The organism is Paenibacillus mesophilus (assembly GCF_005938385.1).
Lineage (GTDB): Bacteria > Bacillota > Bacilli > Paenibacillales > NBRC-103111 > Paenibacillus_AB > Paenibacillus_AB mesophilus.
This window is the reverse complement of record NZ_VCRA01000017.1, coordinates 107,856-127,028: the sequence shown is the minus strand read 5'-3', so window position 1 is coordinate 127,028 and position 19,173 is coordinate 107,856. Positions and strand designations below refer to the sequence as shown.

Below are 19,173 nucleotides of genomic sequence, written 5' to 3'. Positions count from 1 at the left end.
AAGCAGTATAGTCGTGCTCCACGGCCTTGTCGTTTTAGGTCGTTCGACTGTTTTCAACTCCTTCGCATTCCCGATATGATTCTAGTTGTGCTTATACACGATCTGACAACCGGAGGGGCTTACGGATGAATCGAGTGAAAAAGGTATTGCTGGCGCTTGCATTGACGGCTTGCGCTTATACGGTACAAGGGGCCGGGGGGACCGCTCTGGCAGCAGCTGCAGCTGCAACCACAACCGCAACCGCAGTGCAGGCGCGCTTTTCGGACACGCAGGGGCATTGGGCGGAGGGGACGATTAACCGGCTTGTTGACCAAGGCATTCTGGATGGATATCCGGACGGTACGTTCCGTCCGAACGAACCGGTAACGGCGGATCAGTTTCTGAAAATTTTGCTGCTGTCCTTTACGGAGAAGCACCAGAACGGGGAGCGCAGCTGGAAGGAGTCTTTCGTCTCGAGCTTGAGTCCTTCGAACCAGAGCATACTGCGTCAGGACTACCGCGGCTTCTCGTTTGCGCCTAACACGATCGGTTATTGGGCGAAGCCTTACATCGATTTGGCCGGCGATTTGCATTTGATGGACCCGAGCGAATTTCCCGACTTCAAGCAGAAGCTGAACCGCGAGCAGGTGGCGGAGCTGCTTTATTACGCGCTCAAGGAGACGGAATTTTTGGAGGACGAGGATTACAGCAAAAGACTGTCGGCGACGATCGGCGATTTGCGCAGCGCGAACGGCCGGCAGCAAAAATTTATTGCCGAGTCGTTTGCGAAGGGGATTATGGAAGGATACCCGAACGGATACTTCGGAGTCGGCGTGACGGTAACGCGGGCGGAATCGCTGACGATCGTGGAAAGACTTACCGATAAAAGCAAGCGGATTGTGCAAACCGGTCTCGCTTCCGAGCAATATTCGGTCGTCGTGCCGACGAAGGACGGCAGCTACAAGCGGCTCCTGTTTCCGAACGAAGCGATGAAGCAAGCTTACGCGGTTATGGAAGAAGCAGGCAAGCTGCGGGGAACGAACTACGATTTGGAGGAAACGACGCTGCGGCTGTTCAAGGATGCCGACACGAAGGCGAAGGCTCTGTCGGCGACCGCCGTCTCGCGCGAGACGCTGAACGAAGCATCGCTTTGGCTTGAACCGAAGTATGATACATACGGCATTACGCTGCGCATGCAGGAAGGGGCGCTTGCCCGCAACCGCGAGCCGATCAAGCTGTTCGTCAACCGGATCTTCGGGTTCGATGCGGCCAAATTCGACGATTGGTTCGGCGCCATGTACGGCAAGATGGATACGAAAAGGCCGTTCGAGGCGCAGTCCGTCACAATCGGAAACTATACGGTGGAGGCGTCCTCGCCGGACAATTCGGCCCTTGTGTTCTCGATCGTGCCGCAATCGAAGAAGTGATAAAAAAAGGCTGTTCCCGATTATTGATGCGGGAACAGCTTCTTCCATTTTTTAACTTATTGGAACTTCGGCAGCCAATCGCCGTGCGCTTCGATCAAATCGTCGCAAAGCGCTACGATATCGTCGATCGACAGCTCCGCCGAAGTATGCGGGTCGAGCATCGCCGCATGATAAATGTGCTCTTTCTTGAGCGTGCGGGCAGCCTCGAGCGTCAGCAGCTGCGTGTTGATGTTCGTCCGGTTCAGGGCGGCGAGCTGCGGCGGCAAATCGCCGACATACGTCGGGGTGATGCCGTTGCGGTCGACGAGACAGGTCACCTCGACGCAAGCTTCCTTCGGCAAGTTCGTGATCAGACCGGTATTCATGACGTTGCCGCCGATGCGGAACGGATTGTTCGTCTCCATCGCTTCCATCATATGGGAAGCGTACTCGTGGGACCGGGTGTGCGACAAGTTTTTGTTGTTGACGAGCTCTTCGCGCATCGTTTTCCATCTGTCGATCTGACGGACGCAGCGACGCGGATATTCATCCAACGGGATATTGAAGCGTTCGATCAGCTCCGGGTAATTGCGCTTGATGAAGTACGGATGGTATTCGGCGTTATGCTCCGACGATTCCGTCACATAGTAGCCGAAGCGGAACATAAGCTCGTAGCGGACCATATCGTTGTGCTTTTCTTTTTGTCTTTCTTTGGCGAGGCGTTTGATTTCCGGATACAGGTCGACGCCGTCCTTCGTCACCTCGAGCAGCCAAGCCATATGGTTGATGCCGGCGATTTTCGCCTGCACACCTTCCATATCGAGCCCGAGCGGCTTGAACAGATGCGGCACGCACACCTGGACGCTGTGGCACAGACCGACCGTCTTGACTCCGCCATCCGTATTCATCGCATTCGTAAGTACGGCCATCGGGTTCGTATAGTTGAGGAACCACGCATCCGGACATACTTCCTGAATGTCCTTGGCGAAGTCGAGCATGACCGGGATCGTGCGCAGGTTACGGAAAATGCCGCCGATTCCGAGCGTATCCGCGATCGTTTGGCGCAAACCGTATTTCTTAGGAACTTCGAAGTCCGTAATCGTACATGGATCGTATCCGCCCACTTGGATCGCGTTGACGATGTATTTGGCGCCGCGAAGCGCTTCTTTGCGGTCGGCGTATGGTACGATGCGGCACGTGCTGCCGGATGTCGCTTTCAGATTGTTCAGCATGTTCTCCGAATCTTTCAGGCGGACCGGGTCGATGTCGTGCAGCGCGAGTTCGAAATCTTGCAGTGCCGGAGTCATCATGACGTCTCCGAGTACGTTTTTGGCGAATACGGAGCTTCCTGCTCCGATAAATGTTATTTTAGGCATCGGTATAATCCTCCCTTGTCTTGTATCTACTTGAAACTATAAGGTCGCGGGAGGAAAATGAATATGGAGAAAAGCGTGTTCCGCATGGAACAATGCGGCTTCCTGCGAGTGCGCATCGAATGCTCTTGATTTGTCGGGCCGCATCGTATTCAATAGACATAGAAGCTTTGGCGTACTATATTGATGAGGAAAGGGCGTACTATCACATGGAGGAACGTTTCTCGCTTGCGGTCAATCCGAAGCCCGGCAAGGGCGAACTGTCCGTCATTTTCAGCGGCCGGGAACGGACGATGCCGGGGCATAACGTAGGGCCGCAAGTACACGATTATTTCCTTGTGCATCACGTCATGGCGGGAACGGGAACGTTTCAGTGCTTGGGACGCACGTATGAATTGAAGAGAGGCGACAGCTTCTTTATATTTCCGGCAGAGCTGTTCCGGTATACGGCGGATCGGGACGATCCGTGGACTTATCGGTGGGTCGGATTCCGAGGGGACCGAGCGGAGGAGATGCTGAGCGTGCTGGACATTTCCCGCCACAAGCCGGTTGCCCAGCCGACTAAGCATAAGCGTGCGGCCGTCCTATTTCATCAGATGGAGCGGATCTTGAAGGCGGGCGAACCGAATTGCGAGATGAGAAGCGGCGGCTTGATGCGGATGCTGCTGGCGGAATACGAGAAGGGCGACTTGGAGCGGGCGGAAGGACCGGGCGCCAAGCAAAGTCCGATCGAGCAGCAGGTGGAGCGGACGATTCGCTGGCTCAGCGTGCAATATTCGCAGCCGATCTCGATCGAAGAAATGTCCCGGTCGCTCGGCTACAACCGCACGCATTTGTCCAAAATGTTCAAGCAGTATACGGGAATGACGCCGATGCATTTTCTGCTGAAAATCCGGATGGAGCGGGCCAAGCTGCTGCTGCGGGAACGGCTTACGGTAGAGCAGGTTGCTGCCTCCGTCGGCTTCGCCGATCCGCTGTACTTCTCGAAGCAGTTCAAGAAGTGGTTCGACCGTTCTCCTACCGAATACCGGCTAGAAGCGGAAGGCAGGACGATGTACGATTGCAATGATTGAAAGGTATTTATTACCCTCCGTATACAAATTCCACCTTGCATCGGTACGCTTTGGCAATGCCGTGCATCAAATCGGTAAGCGCTCTGTCTACGGCATACAGATTTTCGCCGTCGCCGGCGATCCGGGCGACCAGATGCTCCTGCATTTGCTCCAGCGCCTGCCCGGGCTCCGCATCCCGGCCCGCTTCGGCCAACTTGAATACGGCGCACAGATGCCCGTACAAGTAGGCGTTGTCGGATACCGACACGAAGCCGTAATCGACGAACAGCGGAGTAACATCAGCTTCCGCCGGCAGCGGCCATAATTCGAATTGCTCGTACTCGAACCGGTACTCGTCCATTAATTCGAGCAGCGCCTCGCAATCTTCTTCGCCGTTTACGATCAGCAGCTCTTTATCCCGGTCCTCGATCCGCACCTTTGCGGCCAGCGCCTTGACGAATTGAGCGTAATAGCCGGGGCGTTTGCCTTCGGGCAGCTGCATTTCCACACCGTATCTCAGCATAAAATCCTCCGTTCGCATCGCATTTTTCCCCATTGTAACAATTCGGCCGCAGCCTGTCGACTTGCTGGAGCAACAGCATGGCAGTCGAGGCGGTTAATTCGGATGCGCAAAAAAAGGTTCACGAAAGCGCTTTTTTGATATAGTATAGATAAAAATAAGTCTTTCGCACTAGCAACCTTTTCTAACGATGCAAAACAGAGGAGGGGAAACTTTGTTCCGCCATAAAAATTGGCTGCTGCTGGCGGCTGCGGCTTGCTTCGCCGTTGTGCTCATCCCCGTTCTGTTCACCGGATCGAGCGACCGTACGAAGCCGAGCGCGGGGGAAGGCAGCGCGATCGTCGAGACGCCTCCCGCAGCGGGCCAAGCCGCGAGACAGCTCAGAATAGCCGTGTCCATGCAGTCCAAAGAATTCGCGCTGCTGCAACAGCTGAAAGATCAGTATCAGGCAGCGCACACCGGCATAGATATCCGTCTGGAGAACATTCCGGACGAAACCGTATATACGAAATTGAAAAAGGCGGCACAGCTCGGGGAAGCGCCCGATATTATGCTGCTGGACAATAACTGGGTGAGCGAATTCGCCGCCCTCGGGTATTTGCTTCCGGTCGACTCGATGTTAACGGGCGGCTTGCAAGCCGAACAAATGGAGCAAGCGATCGCTCAGGTGAAGTGGAACGGCTACCTGTGGGGCGTCCCCAAAAATTTGGACGCTTATGTCATGGTGTATAACGCGAAAAGATTGAACGAGTGGGGCGATAGGCCGCCCGCCGAATCGGATGAGCTTGTTGCGCTACATAAGCAGACGCACAAAATCGAGGAAGGCAAATACGGTATTTATTTCGACGCTCCGAACGGACGCTCGTTCGTGACGCTCGCCCGCATGCTGGGAGGGGCCAAGACGGTTTCCAGAACGGCTCCCATCGAATTATCCGATCCGGCCGTGCTGAAGTCATTGGAGACGTTTCTGTTCACGGCACCGGAAGAAACGAAGCAGCTGCCGAAATCGTTCCCGCCCAGAAGCGCCATCTGGAAACCGTGGGATCAGCTCGCCCAAGGCAAGCTGACCGGGTACTTGACCCCATTCTCCGATTGGAAACAGAACGAATCGGCGGCCGTGACGATGAGTAAAATTCCGCTCCCCAAAGGCGAGGAAACGTGGAAAGGCCCGTGGCTTTCCGGCAAAAGCTTCGCGATCTCGGCCCGTTCGGAGTCGAGCAAGGAGTCGTTCGAGCTGATCCGCGAGCTTGTATCGGCTTCGGCCGCACTCAAATTCTGGAACGCGGCGGGCGTGCTGCCGGCCCAGACGAATGCTTACGCTTCGGGCATCAGAAACGATCCCGCGTTCAAACATGTCGCAGCCTTGATCGATCAGGACGACGCAGTGCCGTCCGTTCCGCAGCTTGCGATGCAGATGACGTCTTTGCAGGGGCAGCTGGAGCAGCTTTGGAAGGGCGAGCTGCCGTTCAAGACGTTCGCCGATCGCACCGCGGCGGAATGGAATGCCATACGTCCGGCCGCCAAGTAAGATGACAATAAGAAACCGGAGCAAGCGGAATGACCCGTTCCGTATGCGCCGGTTTCGTACGTACTGGGGTTAACTAAAGCGTGAATTTCAACAAAATCGTCATCGTGCCGCTGTCGATCTGCACGTCGGTCGCCTGGACGAACGGAGCCAGCTTATTCGGATAAAAGGCGAGATCGAACTGCCGCTCCAACGTCTTGGCGGTGCTGTCCGGCATCGAGTATCCGTTGTAGGCCAAGCTATCGATGACGAACCGGACGGCGTTGGCAGGCTTATTCTCGACAACGTAGCGGCCTTTCAGCGAAATAGAGGTGGTGCCGGACATGCCCCCCGCCGAAATGGCGCCTTTCTCGAACAAGAACGAGAATCCTTCGAGCTCTTTGCTCTTGGCTTGCAAAAACCGGTTCAGCTCTTCGTCCCCGATTCTGACTTTCGGCGACAATCCTTTCATCGACACCATCTTGCTGTTTTGCCCGAACAGCTCCGGCAGCTTCGTCATCGCTTCGGACAGCGCCGAGAAATATTGGCGGAACAAAGGGAGGCCGCGATCTTCCCACTGCTTCCGGATTTCCTCCATTTCCTTCTCCAAACGTACGCGATCCGCATTGGAGGCGAGCAGCCGCTCAACCTCCTTTTGTGCTTGAAGCCTCTTGTCTTTCTCCGCCACATAGGCGCTTCTCGTGCTCGTCAGCTGCAGACGGTCCGCTTCCAGCTTCGTTTTCATCGATTTGAACGAAACGTATCGTTCTTTATACTCGTCGATCGCTTTCCGGTCACCTTCGATAATGAGTTGAAGCTGATCCCACACGTAGATCGCATCTTGAATCGAGCGGGCGTGCAGCGCGGCAAGCCAAATCGAATTTCGCTCACCCGAGTAATACGACCGGATTACCTTCTCGGTTTTGCGCTTCTGCTCTTCTACTTGAACGGCGGCTTGTTCGACCAGGGAAGCCGTTTCCGCAAGCTTCGCGTTTAACCGTTTCTCTTCGTCCGTCAGCCTGGCGATTTCCCGGTCCAGCTCGTACACCGTCAACCCTTTCTCCAGCAGCAGCCGTTTCTCGTCGGTATCGGGGGCGGCGGCGGCCTCTGCGGCGCCGATATGAAGCAGTAAGCAGCATAGCCCTAGGATGACCAGGCGCGGCAGTCGTATCGGCATCGGTTATCCCCCCTATGTCCCCGTGTCCTGTCCAGTTCCTGTCCATACTAAATGTATCGATGGAGCGGACGATTTATGCTTGCCGTTTCCGATAACTTGCGGACGGAGAGGGGAAAGCCGGATTCGGGCGCTGCGGAGCTTCGATTTGTAAGGAAAATGTAAGGACGATTTATTACAGTAGAAGGCGATTCAAGTCGACCTTAATAAAAATCCGACAAGGAGTGAGACGACGTGAAGCGATTGCTTCCGATCCTGTTCGCCATTATGCTGCTAGGGGCGTTTGCCGCCGGTTCCGCCCATGCCGCTGGCGAGAGCGGGGAAACGATCCAGTGGAGCCCGGTCAAAACGGGCACATACGACCCGCTACATCTGTATACGCTCAATTGGAGCGGAGATGTCCTTGACAGAGGGGGGCTCAGCCTGTCAACGCTTAAAGCCGCATCGGCCAAAGAAGCCGATATCGTCATCAATCAATACGGGGCGATGGGCGCGGAAGGCATACTGAAGCTGCAGGGAGATGGGCTGACGGATGCGACTAGCGGGTCTTTGTCCGGGTTCACGAACTCGGTAACGATCGAGACAAAAGCCGTCTATTTGGTCCGGCTGCATGACGGGAAAATGGCCAAAATCCGTATCGATCAATTGTCGGCGAAGAAAGCGACGTTCTCTTATGTATTGGAAGTCGGACGCGCAGCGGCTTCGGTTCCGCCGGCCCAAGACGAACCGAAACCGGCTAAGCCGGCACCCGATCAACCGGGTCAATCGCAGCAGCCGGCACCATCGGCGAGTACCGGCCAGCAGCCGAAGCCGGCGGGTAACGAAACGAACATGCCGTCCTCGACTACAAAGCAGTGGTCGGAAACGTATGAAGTGCCGGGAGTGCCGAATAATCAGCCTCTCTCGATCTATTTGACGGTGGACAGCACATACGCCGTGATTTATGAGAAGAACGGTCAGAGGAAGGACTATAAGCTGCACGCATCCCCGTTTCTTCACGAAGGAAATACGATGGTTCCCGCAAGATTTATTAGCGAGGCGCTCGGTGCGAAAGTAGGCTGGCGCGAAGAAGAGCAGCAGATTACGATCGTGAACGACAAGGCAATCATCGCGATGCAGCTGCATAACAAACAGGCCATAGTGAACGACAAAACGTATGAGCTGGTTGCCGCGCCGATGACGAAGGACGGGTCGACGGTCATTCCTCTGCGGTTCGTCAGCGAGCATCTGAACATGTTCGTTTACTTTGACAATGGAACTATACTCATAACCGATACCGAGAGGCCTTCCTCCACGTTCTCCCCGATCGGCGACGTTAATGCCGCACCGGATACGACCAATACGGGAGAAGCGGCCGAGTCGCCTGCAGGGAAGGAAAGCTCGACCGTACTGCTGGGGAAATGGGAGCTTTGGGTTCCGGGAGGATACGCTCCGACAGGAACGACCGTCAACGGTGACGGGTCCAAGACGACGACTAGCGCCTATATGCCGGGGGCGTCCGCCAGCTGGATCGACATTCATGCCGACGGCACTTACGAATGGCTCGATTTGGGCAAAACGTATACCGGCAAATGGAGCGGCAGCGGCGGACGGATCACCCTTATTGCCGGACCGATGGATTCGGATTGGACGATGCGCCATGAAGGCGAAGGATCGGCGAAAATTTTTGCCTGGGGTCTCGAATATATAGCTACCAAAGCCGTGAACTAGACAAGGGAGAGTCCGAAAGGACTCTTTCCTGTTTGTTAACTCCAAACGGCACTATCTCGCATCAAGTTGCCCATCCAGTGGAAACCGGCCGGCCGATTTGTTATGCTTGAGAGGCTATCCTTCCAAAGGAGTTCGACCAGATGCGCTACTCTTCCGAAAAACATACCCCGCTGACGGATGTTATCGTTGCGGCAATCAACCGCAATCCGAACAAAGCGATCCCGTTCCGCGATTATATGGAATTATGCTTGTACCACGAAACGCTCGGTTATTACAACCGGGACTCGGCTAAGGTCGGGAAAGAAGGGGATTTCTATACGAGCGCCTCGATCGGCTCGATTATGGGCGAAATACTCGGAGCTTGCTTCATTCGGATGGCGCGGCGGCTGTCCGGACCGGAAGAGACTTTTACGATCGTAGAATGGGGCGGGGGAACGGGGCGGCTCGCCGGACTCATTCTCGACACGATCGCCGAACGTGATCCCGAGCTGTACAAGCGGCTCGACTATATGATGTATGAGGTCAGCCCCTATCATCGCCGGCTCCAGCTGACGGAGCTGGAGAGACACCCGAACGTCCGGCATGCGGATACGAATGCAGGCTTCGAGCCGATTCCCGAGCGATCCGTCGTCGTGTTCTCGAATGAGCTGCTGGATGCATTTCCGGTACACCGGATCGAGCGCAAGGATGGCCTCTTGCACGAATGGCATGTCGGCTGGGACGATGGCACAGGCCAGTTTACGAAAAAGCTTTTTCCACTCGAACAAGACGGGCCCGCCGCCGTGTACATCGAAAATCAAGGAATCGCGATCCGCGAGGGGCAGATTATAGAAGTGAATCCCGCAGCGGCTGATTGGATACGGCGTGTCGGAGAGCGGCTTGCGCATGGAACGCTTGTAACGATCGATTATGGGGATACGGCGGAGGAATTGTTCGCTTCTCACCGGATGAAGGGCACGTTTCTTTGCTACCGCAACCATCAGGCGTACGATGATCCGTTCGCATACCCCGGAGAGCAGGACATGACCGCTCACGTGGACTTTACGGCGTGTATTCGCGCCGGGGAGGAGGCGGGCTTTACCGAATGGTCGCTGCGTACGCAGCAGCAGTTCCTAATCGACGAAGGCGTGCTGGACATGCTCGCGTCCCACGACGGCCGGGATCCGTTCAGCCCGCAGGCGAAGCGTAATCGCGCGGTACGGCAGCTTCTTATAAGCGACCAGATGAGCGAGTTGTTCAAGGTGCTCGTGCAAACGAAAAAAAGGTGATCCGACCGGTTATGTAGGACAATCTCCGGAAGGTCACCTTTTTGTCTGCGATTATTTGCTGCCGGTGAATCAAAGCTCCATTTGGAAGAAGGACCAGTACGTAAATCCTAAGAAGGAGAGAAACATGTATCCCCAGAAAATCATAATATACGTACGTTCGGACAAATTCATATAACCCAAGACAACGAAAGCGGCGGTTTGGAAAAAGAACAGCAGTGCCATCTCCTTCATGTCGCCGGCCAGCGCCATCAGACCAATTGCCAGCGTCCAAAAGCCGAGCACTCTGAACATGCGAGCCACCCTTACTCCCCCTCTCTGTTGAAACGATGCGTATACACAAAATCCTATTGTCCATTATACCCGTTTGCTTTTCAAATTGTAAACGGATATCCGTGACGAATTAGCAAACTTTTTGTAACGATGAGTATCGGACTTTGTACTAGCATAACCTGTCGTCCGAAAAACATGTATGAGCGATCAAAAAAATGGTAATACCAAGTAGTATCAAATAGATTCTATGAAATCTAGTTTGGGCATAGAGTGAAGTAGTGGCGATTTCAGTTTGTTGGGAGGTTTTTGCACATGACTGCAGTTAGACAAGACGCCTGGAGCGAGGAAGACGATCTGATTTTGGCCGAAGTAACGCTTCGTCATATACGCGAAGGCGGCACTCAGCTTGCGGCTTTTGAAGAGGTAGGGGAAAAGATAGGAAGAACCGCGGCGGCATGCGGCTTCCGTTGGAACAGCTGTGTACGCAAAAAATACGAAGCGGCGATATCGATCGCCAAAGCGCAGCGGCAAAAAAGAAGCCAGTACCGCAAACATTCGGCCGTCGGCTCTTCCGTTTCGTCCGTCGCGACTTTGGAGGGCGGGGAATCGGCGGGCTCGGCGGGCAAGCACGATCCGCTCAGCGAGGAGACGATCTCGATCGATGCCGTCATCCGGTTTTTGCGCCAATGGAAAGGAACCTATCAGGAAATGAACCGGCATATCAAAGCTCTAGAAAAAGAATTGAAGGACAAGGACGAGGAGCTCGACGAGCTGAGACGGGTCAAAGACAACCTCGATAAACAAATGAATCACGTTCAGACGGACTACCGTGTCGTAAACGACGATTACAAGGCGCTTATACAAATTATGGACCGGGCCCGGAAGCTTGCGTTTCTTGCCGAAGAGGAAGACGAACAAAAGCCCCGCTTCAAAATGGACGCGAACGGAAACTTGGAGCGCATCGAATAATAGCAATATCCAATAGAGGCGATCACAAAGGGAAAAGCTTGCCGGAATCAAGACGGCGGGCTTTTTTGCGTATATAGAATTTATTGTAATTGGAATAAGCTTCGAAGAAAGGCTCCACTTTGTGGGGTTATTTACGTCGGGCGAAAATATGATATAGTAGCGGCAAAGGCAGGTGTCAACCGGAAATGAAAATCGTATGCATTGGCGCCGGCTCGGTCGGCTTGCTCGTGACCGCGAAGCTAGCGGCCGCAGGCGCGGATGTCGTTCTGATCACCCGAACCGAGCAGCAAGCTTCCGCACTGAACGAAAGCGGTTTGACGCTGCAAGAGGGCGACAACGCAAAGGTACTCCATGTGCCGGCAGCATCGTTCGAACGGATCGATGCGACAGGCGGTCAAGATATGCCGGACTACCGGCCCGACTGGGTGCTGTTAACGGTCAAACAGAAGCATTTGTCCGAACCTCTGCTGTTGACCATAAGCAAGCTGCTGAGAGAACAGGGGAGGCTGCTCTGCTTTCAGAACGGTATCGGCCACGTGGACAAAATCGGGCGATACGTGCCGCCGGCGTGCATAGACTTGGCGGTTACGACGGAGGGGGCGAGAAGGGAGTCCGCTAGCCGTGTCGTCCATACCGGATCGGGTACGACATGGATCGGTTGTGCGGATCGGAAAGACGGAAGCGGCGATTCGCGTCCGGAGGCGGAAATAGCGCAAAAATTGATGGAGAAAGCGATGAATGAAGCAGGATTCCCGACTTTCCTGTCGAACCAAATGAAAGAGATCGTATGGAACAAGCTGCTTATTAATGCCGTAATCAATCCTTTGACGGCGCTGCTGCGAATCCGCAACGGGGAGCTTCCCGCCACCGGACAACGCAGACAGCTGATGAAAGAGCTGCTGAGGGAAGGGATCGCCGCGGCGGAAGGCAGCGGGGTGCGAACCCGGGATGATTTATGGGAGCAAGTGCTCGAAGTTTGCGCCAAGACGGCCCGCAACGAATCGTCGATGCTTCAGGACGTATCCGCAGGCCGGGCGACCGAGATCGAATGGATCAACGGGGCGATATTGGACGCGGCGCGCAAGGGCAATATTCCGGCCCCGACTCACGATACGATCTACAAGCTGGTGAAAGCCGCGCAGCCGGCCGAAGAAGCCGGGCGGTAACGGCGGTTATTGTTCTGGAAGATGCTGAATTCCGGGTGGTGCAGGTTGAACGGACTCGTTACTTTTTTGATCCATATTTATGCATTTACGGCAGCTGTTCCGTTTCTATGGTTTTTCGTACTGTGGATCGGGGGCTATTTCTGGCATAGAGACGGCAAGCGGGCGACGAAGCTGGCGATGGATGTTACGACGCTTCTGCTGATCGGCTGCGTGTCGGTCTTATTTCAAGATCTATTCGGCAGCGGCTTCGGCTTCTTCCTCATTTTGCTCTTTTTTTTGATCGGTTACGGATTGCTGGGCAATTTCCAATACAGGGTCAAAGGGAAAATCAATCATGCCCGGATCGTTCGTTTGCTGTGGAGAATCGGATTTTTGACGTTAAGCGCGGTTTACTTGCTGTTTATGATCATAGGGCTTGGCAAATCGATACTGTCGGTATGACTAATGAGAAACCGGGGGAAGTGCTGGACCATGAACGTACATAACATGATGGAAGAAATTGTGCGTAACTGCCTGAAAGATTTGATGATGCACCAGCCGAAGCTGGCCGCTCTGGGCGAGAAGGAGCAAAGCGACATTATGGCGCTTGCGTTGAACAAGCTTCCGCCCAAGTACGTGTCCACCATGAAAGGCGAAATGTTCGCCAAAACGCAGCTCCGCTCGCAAGTCGAAACCGATGTGTACCGCGAGCTGACCCATGCCATTGAAAGAGTGCTGGCTTACGACTGAGGAATCGTCATGTAATACAGATCTGTAAGAAGCATAATCTGCTTGTCATAACGCCCGAAGCCGTCTTGCAATCCTTGAGGATTGTACAGGCGGCTTTTTTTGCATACATAGAGTTTATGAATTTCGGGGTCCCACACAAAGTACTTGGAGTAAAATTCGAAGCAGGGCTCCACTATAGTGGGGTTAATAGGATACATAATCCGGAAATTGTCGGGAATCCTATCGGTAAACGGGCGATAGAAAGCAATAAGGAGGAGAAGGAATGATGATGAAGGGGTTCAATAAAAGCGCAATCGTTTTCATGAGCGCCGTTCTGCTTATGGCCACAATGGCGGTTGCCTGTACCAAGAAGCCGGACACGGGAGGTGCGGGGGGCGCCGCCGAGCAAAAGTTCCGCATGCTGCTCGCATCCGAGCCTCCGTCGCTCGATCCGGGCTTGGCGCAGGACAATAACTCTTCCACGGTGCTGCGGCCGATCTACGATGCGTTGACGCGCATGGACAGCAAAGGGGAAGTTCAGCCGGCGGCCGCCGAGAAATGGGACGTGTCCCAGGACGGCTTGAAGTATACGTTCCATTTGCGCAAAGACGCGAAATGGACGAACGGCGATCCGGTCAAGGCGAGCGATTTCGAATTCGCCTGGAAACGAGTGCTTAATCCGGCCATGACGCCGCCGGCCCCCTACTCGTACCAGCTGTACTATATCAAGAATGCGGAAGAGTACAACACGAAGAAAATATCCGACGCCGCCCAGATCGGAGTCAGAGCGAAGGACGATTATACGCTGGAGGTCGAGCTGAAATCGCCGACGCCCTATTTTCTTAGTCTAGTCTCGTTCTATACGTATTTCCCTCTGAACGAGAAGGCGGTCAAAGCAAATCCGGCGTTCGCCGCCGAAGCGAACACGATGGTGACGAACGGTCCGTTCATTCTGAAGGAATGGCGGCACAACGACTCGCTTACGCTCGAGAAAAACGCGGGCTACCATTCGGCCAAAGATATCAAGCTGACTCAGGTAAGCATGAAAATATTGAATGACGCCGGTACGATGCTGAACATGTACAATACGAACCAGATCGACTGGGCCGGCCGTCCGACGAACGAGTTTCCCGTCGACCAGCTGCCGAAGCTGAAGCAGGACAAGGCGGTAAATCTGCAAATCAAAGGGATTGCCTCCACTTACTATTACGAGTTCAACACGAAGGCCGAGCCGTTCGACAACGTCAAGCTGCGCAAAGCTTTCTCGCTCGCGATCGACCGGAAATCGATCGTCGAGAAAATAACGCTCGGCGACCAAACGCCCGCCCACGGGCTCGTGCCTCCGGGCATCCGTGGCGAAAGCAAAACGTTCCGCGAGGAAGTGAAGGACGACTATTTCAAGGACGATGTGGCCGAAGCGAAAAAAATGCTGGAAGAAGGCATGAAGGAGAAAGGCTATTCCAAGATGCCGGCCGTAACGCTGATCTACAATAAAAGCGAAGCCCACAAAAAAATTGCTGAGGCGATCGTGGACATGTGGCGTCAAAATCTCGGCGTCGACGTGAAGCTCGAAGTTCAGGAATTCGGCGTTTATATCAAAAACCGCCAAAGCGGCAACTTCCAAATTGCCCGGGCGGGCTGGGGCGCCGACTACAACGATCCGATGACGTACATCGATTTGCTGCAAACCGGCGGCGGCAACAACAACTCCAAATATAACAATCCGGAATATGACAAGCTGATCCGGGAAGCTTACGCCACGTCCGATCAGGCCAAACGGATGAAAGCAATGGCTCAGGCGGAGAAAATGATGATCGCCGACATGCCGGTCGCCCCGATTTATTACTATACGGGCATATGGGCGCAAAAAAATTACGTGAAAGACGTATTCGTCGACTACAAGGGCGATGTCAACTTCATAAACGGCTATATCGAGAAATAGGCTGCAATCGGGATATATAGGGCATCCACTATATCCCGATTTTTTTCTTTCGACCGTTGCTGGAAAATGCTTCTGTTGGACAGCCGGAACGAATGTTGTTTACAATAATATTCGTATTATGTAAACCAATAAAAAAGCTGACGAAGCTTTCTGTAACGCTTCGCATTTTGCTCGGGAGGTGCGCCTTGTTGGCTCGCTATTTGCTGCGAAAATTCGTATTTGTGATCATCTCCTTATTCGTATTGGCTACGGTTACGTTTTTTTTGATGAAGGCGATCCCGGGCGACCCCTTCTTGTCGGAAAAAGCGGTCCCGCCCGAAATCAAGGCGAACCTGATGGCTTATTACGGTCTGGACAAGCCCGTGTTTTTCCAATACACGGACTATATCAAGCACGTCGCTTCGCTCGATCTGGGCATGTCGATGAAATGGCAAAACCGCTCGGTTAACCAGATTATCGAAGGGGCGTTCGGCTATTCGTTCCGGCTCGGCTTATGTGCGGTCGTTACGGCCGTAGCCGTCGGAGTGCTGCTCGGAACGATTGCGGCGCTTCGCCATCGCAGGCTGCTCGACAACATCGCCATGATCGTGGCGGTACTCGGGGTAGCGGTGCCAAGCTTCGTCATGGCAACGCTGCTTCAATATGTGTTCGGCGTGAAGCTGCCGCTGTTTAATGTGGCGGGCTTGAACGAGCCGCTCGATTATGTGCTGCCGACATTCGCGCTCGCCTTTATGCCGATAGCCTTTATTGCAAGGTTAACGCGCTCCAGCATGCTGGAGGTGCTGCAATCCGACTTTATCAAGACGGCGAAGGCGAAGGGACTGTCCGGCATGACCATTACGGTCCGGCACGCTCTCCGCAACGCCATACTGCCCGTCGTTACGTATCTTGGTCCGCTCGCCACCGGCGTTATTACCGGCTCCGTCGTGATCGAGAAAATATTCGGGATACCGGGCTTAGGCAAATATTTCGTCGAAAGCGTGGAAAATCGCGATTATACGCTCATTATGGGGTTGACGCTGTTTTACGGAGCTCTGCTCATGTGCTCGCGGTTTTTGACCGACATCGCGTACGGCTTCGTCGATCCGCGCATTAAATTGACCGGTGGAAAGGAGAAGGCATGATGAAGGAACGTTCGGTCCCGGGCATGCCCGATACATTCACGCCGGACCAGTTTCGGAAGCTGGACAAAGAAAGCCGGCAAAGCGAGCTGATCGTCCGGGAAAGCTTGTCCTCGTGGAAAGATTCGTGGCTTAGGCTCCGCTCCAACAAGCTTGCGATGACCGGTCTCGTCATTTTGATTTTGCTTGCTTTCATGGCCATTTTCGGTCAGATGATGACTCCATACAACTACTATGCGAACGATTTGCAAAATACGAATCAGCCGCCGTCCGCCGAGCATTGGTTCGGTACCGACGACCTCGGCCGCGACATGTTCGCGCGCACTTGGATGGGGGCTTCGATCTCGCTCCGGGTCGGCTTGTTCGCCGCGGCGATCGATCTGCTGATCGGCGTCATTTACGGCGGGATTATGGGGTACTTCGGCGGCAAAGTCGATGAGGTCATGAACCGTTTCTCCGAGGTGCTCGATTCGATCCCGTATTTGCTCATCGTCATCCTGTTCGTCGTCGTTTTCGAGCCGAGCATGTACACGATCATACTGGCGCTTGTCGTTACCGGGTGGATCAAGATGGCATGGATCGTCAGGGGACAGATCATGCTTCTGAAAAACCACGAGTACGCTTTGGCCTCCCGGTCTCTTGGCGCGGGCTTTTCCCGCATTTTGTTCCGGCATCTCATACCGAACGCATCGGGTCCGATCATCGTTACGCTGACTCTCACCGTGCCTCAAGCCATATTCGCGGAAGCCTTCTTAAGCTTTCTCGGTCTCGGCGTCAATTCGCCGGCGGCTTCCTGGGGGACGATGATTTCCGATTCGTTGTCGTCGTGGATGTATTTGCCGTGGCGGCTGTTTTTTCCGGCCGTACTGATCAGCTTGACCATGTTCGCCTTTAACGTATTCGGGGACGGGCTGAGGGACGCGCTCGATCCGAAGATGAGAAAATAATTTCGGAATATGCTTCGAAGAGAAACTTCACTTGTGGGGGATGAGGGGTGTATGGAACCGATTTTGGACGTAAACGAGTTGCGCGTGTCGTTCCGCGTCCGCCGCGGAGAGGTGCAGGCGGTGCGCGGCGTCAGCTTTCAAGTAAATAAAGGGGAAGCGGTGGCGATCGTCGGCGAATCCGGCAGCGGGAAAAGCGTCACGGCGCAATCGATCATGCGGCTCATTCCGTCTCCTCCGAGCATGATCAAGGGAGGATCGATCCGTTTCATGGGAGAGGAGCTGCTGACCAAGTCGGAGAAGGAGATGCAGCGCATCCGGGGAAAGCATATCGGCATGATTTTCCAGGATCCGATGACGTCGCTGAATCCTACGATGACCGTCGGCCGGCAAATTACCGAAGGGCTGATCAAGCACCAGAGCATGACGGGGCAGGCGGCCAACCGGCGTGCGATGGAAATGCTGGAGCTGGTCGGTATTCCGAACCCGGAAGCGCGCATCAAGCAGTATCCCCACGAATTTTCCGGAGGGATGAGGCAGCGCGCGATGATCGCCATCGCCCTCGCGTGCAATCCGGCTCTTCTGATCGCGGATGAGCCGACGACGGCGCTCGATGTGACGATTCAAGCCCAGATCATGCAGCTGATGAAAGATTTGCAGAAAAATCTGGGTACGTCGATCGTGCTGATTACGCACGATTTGGGCGTTGTTGCCGACATGTGCGACAAAGTCATTGTCATGTATGCCGGTAAAGTGGTGGAAACCGGCACGAAGCACGAAATTTTCAAAAACCCGAAACACCCGTACACTCGCGGATTGCTTCGCTCTTTGCCGCGGCTTGACCAGAAGAAGGACGAGCCGCTTATTCCGATATACGGCACGCCTCCCGACTTGATCAAGCCGCCCGCCGGCTGCGCCTTCTGCGACCGCTGCGACGAGGCGATGCGCATCTGCGTCGATCACGACGATGAAATGTTCAGGATCAGCGATACGCAGCTGGTCCGATGCTGGTTGAGACACCCGTTGGCCGAGGAGGTGGCGAGATGAGCGGACCGTTGGTGGAAATTCGCAATCTGAGAAAGCATTTCAACGTAGGGAAAGGCCAAACGTTGAAAGCCGTGAGCGGCATCAGCTTCGATATTAAGCAAGGGGAGACGCTCGGCGTAGTCGGAGAGTCCGGCTGCGGGAAATCGACCGCGGGACGGACGATTTTACGGTTGTATGAGCCGACGGACGGAAGCGTTGCTTTTAACGGCACGAACATTTACTCGCTGTCCGGCTCGAAGATGAAGGCGCTGCGGCGGGACATGCAGATGATCTTCCAAGATCCGTATGCCTCGCTCAACCCGAGAATGACGATCACCGATATTATCGGCGAAGCGCTCGATATTCACCATTTGGCAGGAAGCCGTGCCGAACGGAAAAAACGGGTGGAGGAGCTGCTGGATTTGGTCGGGTTGAATCCCGACCACGCTACGCGCTACCCGCACGAATTTTCCGGCGGACAGCGCCAAAGAATCGGGATCGCGCGGGCGCTGGCGGTCAACCCGAAGTTCATCATATGCGACGAGCCGATATCCGCGCTCGACGTATCGATACAGGCTCAAGTCGTCAACCTGCTGCAGGAGCTGCAGCGGAAGATGGGCCTCACTTATTTGTTCATCGCCCATGACTTGTCCATGGTGAAGCATATCAGCGACCGCGTCGCGGTCATGTATTTGGGCAAAGTCGTGGAAATCGCCCCGAGCGAGGAGCTTTACGCCAATCCGACGCATCCGTACACGAAGGCGCTGCTGTCGGCGATCCCGATCCCGGACCCGGACGTCGAGGCCAAGCGGGAAAGAATCGTGCTGAGCGGCGATTTGCCGAGTCCGATCAATCCGCCGAGCGGCTGTCATTTCCGTACACGCTGTCCGATGGCGTCCGAGAAATGCGCGAAAATCGAACCGCCTCTTGTCGAGACGAGACCCGGCCATTGGGCGGCCTGTCACTATGCTTGACTATATGGCTCCATTAACGGGGCCGAGCGATGAGACCGCTTATCAGGCGGTCTTTTTTCTGCCTTAC

The 19,173-nt window shown here is 54.6% G+C and carries 18 protein-coding genes; 14 read left to right on the top strand and 4 right to left on the bottom strand.

Annotated features, from left to right (window positions below):
- The first annotated feature begins 125 nt into the window (after positions 1-125).
- Positions 126-1,406, top strand: coding sequence for an S-layer homology domain-containing protein (locus FE783_RS38730; protein WP_138882237.1), 1,281 nt, complete (start codon positions 126-128; stop codon positions 1,404-1,406).
- A 56-nt stretch (positions 1,407-1,462) separates the two neighbouring features.
- Here FE783_RS38730 and melA read toward each other — a convergent pair whose 3' ends face one another.
- Positions 1,463-2,761: an alpha-glucosidase/alpha-galactosidase gene (gene melA / locus FE783_RS25650; protein WP_138882236.1), complete on the bottom strand. Its 1,299-nt coding sequence runs from the start codon at positions 2,759-2,761 to the stop codon at positions 1,463-1,465.
- A gap of 206 nt (positions 2,762-2,967) precedes the next feature.
- On the opposite strand from melA, the gene FE783_RS25645 reads away from it, so the two are divergent.
- Complete coding sequence (locus tag FE783_RS25645; RefSeq protein ID WP_138882235.1) at positions 2,968-3,831, top strand: AraC family transcriptional regulator; 864 nt, start codon at positions 2,968-2,970, stop codon at positions 3,829-3,831.
- A 10-nt stretch (positions 3,832-3,841) separates the two neighbouring features.
- On the opposite strand, the gene FE783_RS25640 is transcribed toward FE783_RS25645, so the two are convergent.
- Positions 3,842-4,333, bottom strand: a complete 492-nt coding sequence (locus FE783_RS25640) for a hypothetical protein (RefSeq protein ID WP_138882234.1) — start codon at positions 4,331-4,333, stop codon at positions 3,842-3,844.
- Positions 4,334-4,544: 211 nt separating this feature from the next.
- On the opposite strand from FE783_RS25640, the gene FE783_RS25635 reads away from it, so the two are divergent.
- Complete coding sequence (locus FE783_RS25635; RefSeq protein ID WP_158302026.1) at positions 4,545-5,858, top strand: sugar ABC transporter substrate-binding protein; 1,314 nt, start codon at positions 4,545-4,547, stop codon at positions 5,856-5,858.
- A gap of 73 nt (positions 5,859-5,931) precedes the next feature.
- Here the strand turns inward: FE783_RS25635 and FE783_RS25630 are convergent, their stop codons facing one another.
- Positions 5,932-7,011 carry a coiled-coil domain-containing protein gene (locus FE783_RS25630; protein WP_138882232.1) on the bottom strand — a complete coding sequence of 360 codons (1,080 nt, stop codon included), beginning with the start codon at positions 7,009-7,011 and terminating at the stop codon, positions 5,932-5,934.
- A gap of 231 nt (positions 7,012-7,242) precedes the next feature.
- On the opposite strand from FE783_RS25630, the gene FE783_RS25625 reads away from it, so the two are divergent.
- Both FE783_RS25625 and FE783_RS25620 read left to right on the top strand, forming a co-directional pair.
- On the top strand, positions 7,243-8,718 hold the full coding sequence (locus tag FE783_RS25625; protein ID WP_138882231.1) for a stalk domain-containing protein: 1,476 nt from the start codon (positions 7,243-7,245) through the stop codon (positions 8,716-8,718).
- Between the two features lie 140 nt (positions 8,719-8,858).
- Positions 8,859-9,986 carry a class I SAM-dependent methyltransferase gene (locus FE783_RS25620; RefSeq protein ID WP_138882230.1) on the top strand — a complete coding sequence of 376 codons (1,128 nt, stop codon included), beginning with the start codon at positions 8,859-8,861 and terminating at the stop codon, positions 9,984-9,986.
- A 69-nt stretch (positions 9,987-10,055) separates the two neighbouring features.
- Here the strand turns inward: FE783_RS25620 and FE783_RS25615 are convergent, their stop codons facing one another.
- Positions 10,056-10,286, bottom strand: coding sequence for a DUF2626 domain-containing protein (locus tag FE783_RS25615; RefSeq protein WP_138882229.1), 231 nt, complete (start codon positions 10,284-10,286; stop codon positions 10,056-10,058).
- 282 nt (positions 10,287-10,568) lie between these two features.
- Between FE783_RS25615 and FE783_RS25610 the strand changes: the two genes are divergently transcribed.
- The 9 genes from FE783_RS25610 (at position 10,569) to FE783_RS25570 (ending at position 19,106) form a co-directional block, all read left to right on the top strand.
- A complete protein-coding gene (locus FE783_RS25610) occupies positions 10,569-11,225 on the top strand; it encodes an RsfA family transcriptional regulator (protein WP_138882228.1) in 657 nt (218 codons plus the stop codon).
- A 185-nt stretch (positions 11,226-11,410) separates the two neighbouring features.
- The gene (locus FE783_RS25605) at positions 11,411-12,391 is read left to right on the top strand and encodes a ketopantoate reductase family protein (protein WP_138882227.1); all 981 of its coding nucleotides are present in this window, start codon (positions 11,411-11,413) and stop codon (positions 12,389-12,391) included.
- 45 nt (positions 12,392-12,436) lie between these two features.
- Positions 12,437-12,832, top strand: coding sequence for a DUF3397 domain-containing protein (locus tag FE783_RS25600; protein ID WP_238403255.1), 396 nt, complete (start codon positions 12,437-12,439; stop codon positions 12,830-12,832).
- A gap of 30 nt (positions 12,833-12,862) precedes the next feature.
- Entirely contained in the window at positions 12,863-13,120 is a 258-nt protein-coding gene (locus tag FE783_RS25595) for a late competence development ComFB family protein (protein WP_202916257.1), read from the top strand.
- A 262-nt stretch (positions 13,121-13,382) separates the two neighbouring features.
- Positions 13,383-15,041 carry a peptide ABC transporter substrate-binding protein gene (locus FE783_RS25590; RefSeq protein ID WP_338015903.1) on the top strand — a complete coding sequence of 553 codons (1,659 nt, stop codon included), beginning with the start codon at positions 13,383-13,385 and terminating at the stop codon, positions 15,039-15,041.
- Positions 15,042-15,229: 188 nt separating this feature from the next.
- On the top strand, positions 15,230-16,165 hold the full coding sequence (locus FE783_RS25585) for an ABC transporter permease (protein ID WP_138882226.1): 936 nt from the start codon (positions 15,230-15,232) through the stop codon (positions 16,163-16,165).
- 23 nt (positions 16,166-16,188) lie between these two features.
- Positions 16,189-17,109 carry an ABC transporter permease gene (locus FE783_RS25580; protein ID WP_238403258.1) on the top strand — a complete coding sequence of 307 codons (921 nt, stop codon included), beginning with the start codon at positions 16,189-16,191 and terminating at the stop codon, positions 17,107-17,109.
- Between the two features lie 51 nt (positions 17,110-17,160).
- Positions 17,161-18,153 carry an ABC transporter ATP-binding protein gene (locus FE783_RS25575; RefSeq protein WP_138882224.1) on the top strand — a complete coding sequence of 331 codons (993 nt, stop codon included), beginning with the start codon at positions 17,161-17,163 and terminating at the stop codon, positions 18,151-18,153.
- A complete protein-coding gene (locus tag FE783_RS25570) occupies positions 18,150-19,106 on the top strand; it encodes an ABC transporter ATP-binding protein (RefSeq protein WP_138882223.1) in 957 nt (318 codons plus the stop codon). The genes FE783_RS25575 and FE783_RS25570 overlap by 4 nt, the downstream gene beginning before the upstream one ends.
- The last annotated feature ends 67 nt before the right edge of the window (positions 19,107-19,173 follow it).

Excerpts from the sequence above, each read along its gene's own strand:
- FE783_RS38730 (WP_138882237.1), top strand. The coding sequence starts at position 126 with ATGAATCGAGTGAAAAAGGTATTGCTGGCGCTTGCATTGACGGCTTGC.
- melA (WP_138882236.1), bottom strand. The coding sequence starts at position 2,761 with ATGCCTAAAATAACATTTATCGGAGCAGGAAGCTCCGTATTCGCCAAA.
- FE783_RS25645 (WP_138882235.1), top strand. The coding sequence starts at position 2,968 with ATGGAGGAACGTTTCTCGCTTGCGGTCAATCCGAAGCCCGGCAAGGGC.
- FE783_RS25640 (WP_138882234.1), bottom strand. The coding sequence starts at position 4,333 with ATGCTGAGATACGGTGTGGAAATGCAGCTGCCCGAAGGCAAACGCCCC.
- FE783_RS25630 (WP_138882232.1), bottom strand. The coding sequence starts at position 7,011 with ATGCCGATACGACTGCCGCGCCTGGTCATCCTAGGGCTATGCTGCTTA.
- FE783_RS25620 (WP_138882230.1), top strand. The coding sequence starts at position 8,859 with ATGCGCTACTCTTCCGAAAAACATACCCCGCTGACGGATGTTATCGTT.
- FE783_RS25610 (WP_138882228.1), top strand. The coding sequence starts at position 10,569 with ATGACTGCAGTTAGACAAGACGCCTGGAGCGAGGAAGACGATCTGATT.
- FE783_RS25605 (WP_138882227.1), top strand. The coding sequence starts at position 11,411 with ATGAAAATCGTATGCATTGGCGCCGGCTCGGTCGGCTTGCTCGTGACC.
- FE783_RS25595 (WP_202916257.1), top strand. The coding sequence starts at position 12,863 with ATGAACGTACATAACATGATGGAAGAAATTGTGCGTAACTGCCTGAAA.
- FE783_RS25590 (WP_338015903.1), top strand. The coding sequence starts at position 13,383 with ATGATGATGAAGGGGTTCAATAAAAGCGCAATCGTTTTCATGAGCGCC.
- FE783_RS25580 (WP_238403258.1), top strand. The coding sequence starts at position 16,189 with ATGCCCGATACATTCACGCCGGACCAGTTTCGGAAGCTGGACAAAGAA.
- FE783_RS25575 (WP_138882224.1), top strand. The coding sequence starts at position 17,161 with ATGGAACCGATTTTGGACGTAAACGAGTTGCGCGTGTCGTTCCGCGTC.
- FE783_RS25570 (WP_138882223.1), top strand. The coding sequence starts at position 18,150 with ATGAGCGGACCGTTGGTGGAAATTCGCAATCTGAGAAAGCATTTCAAC.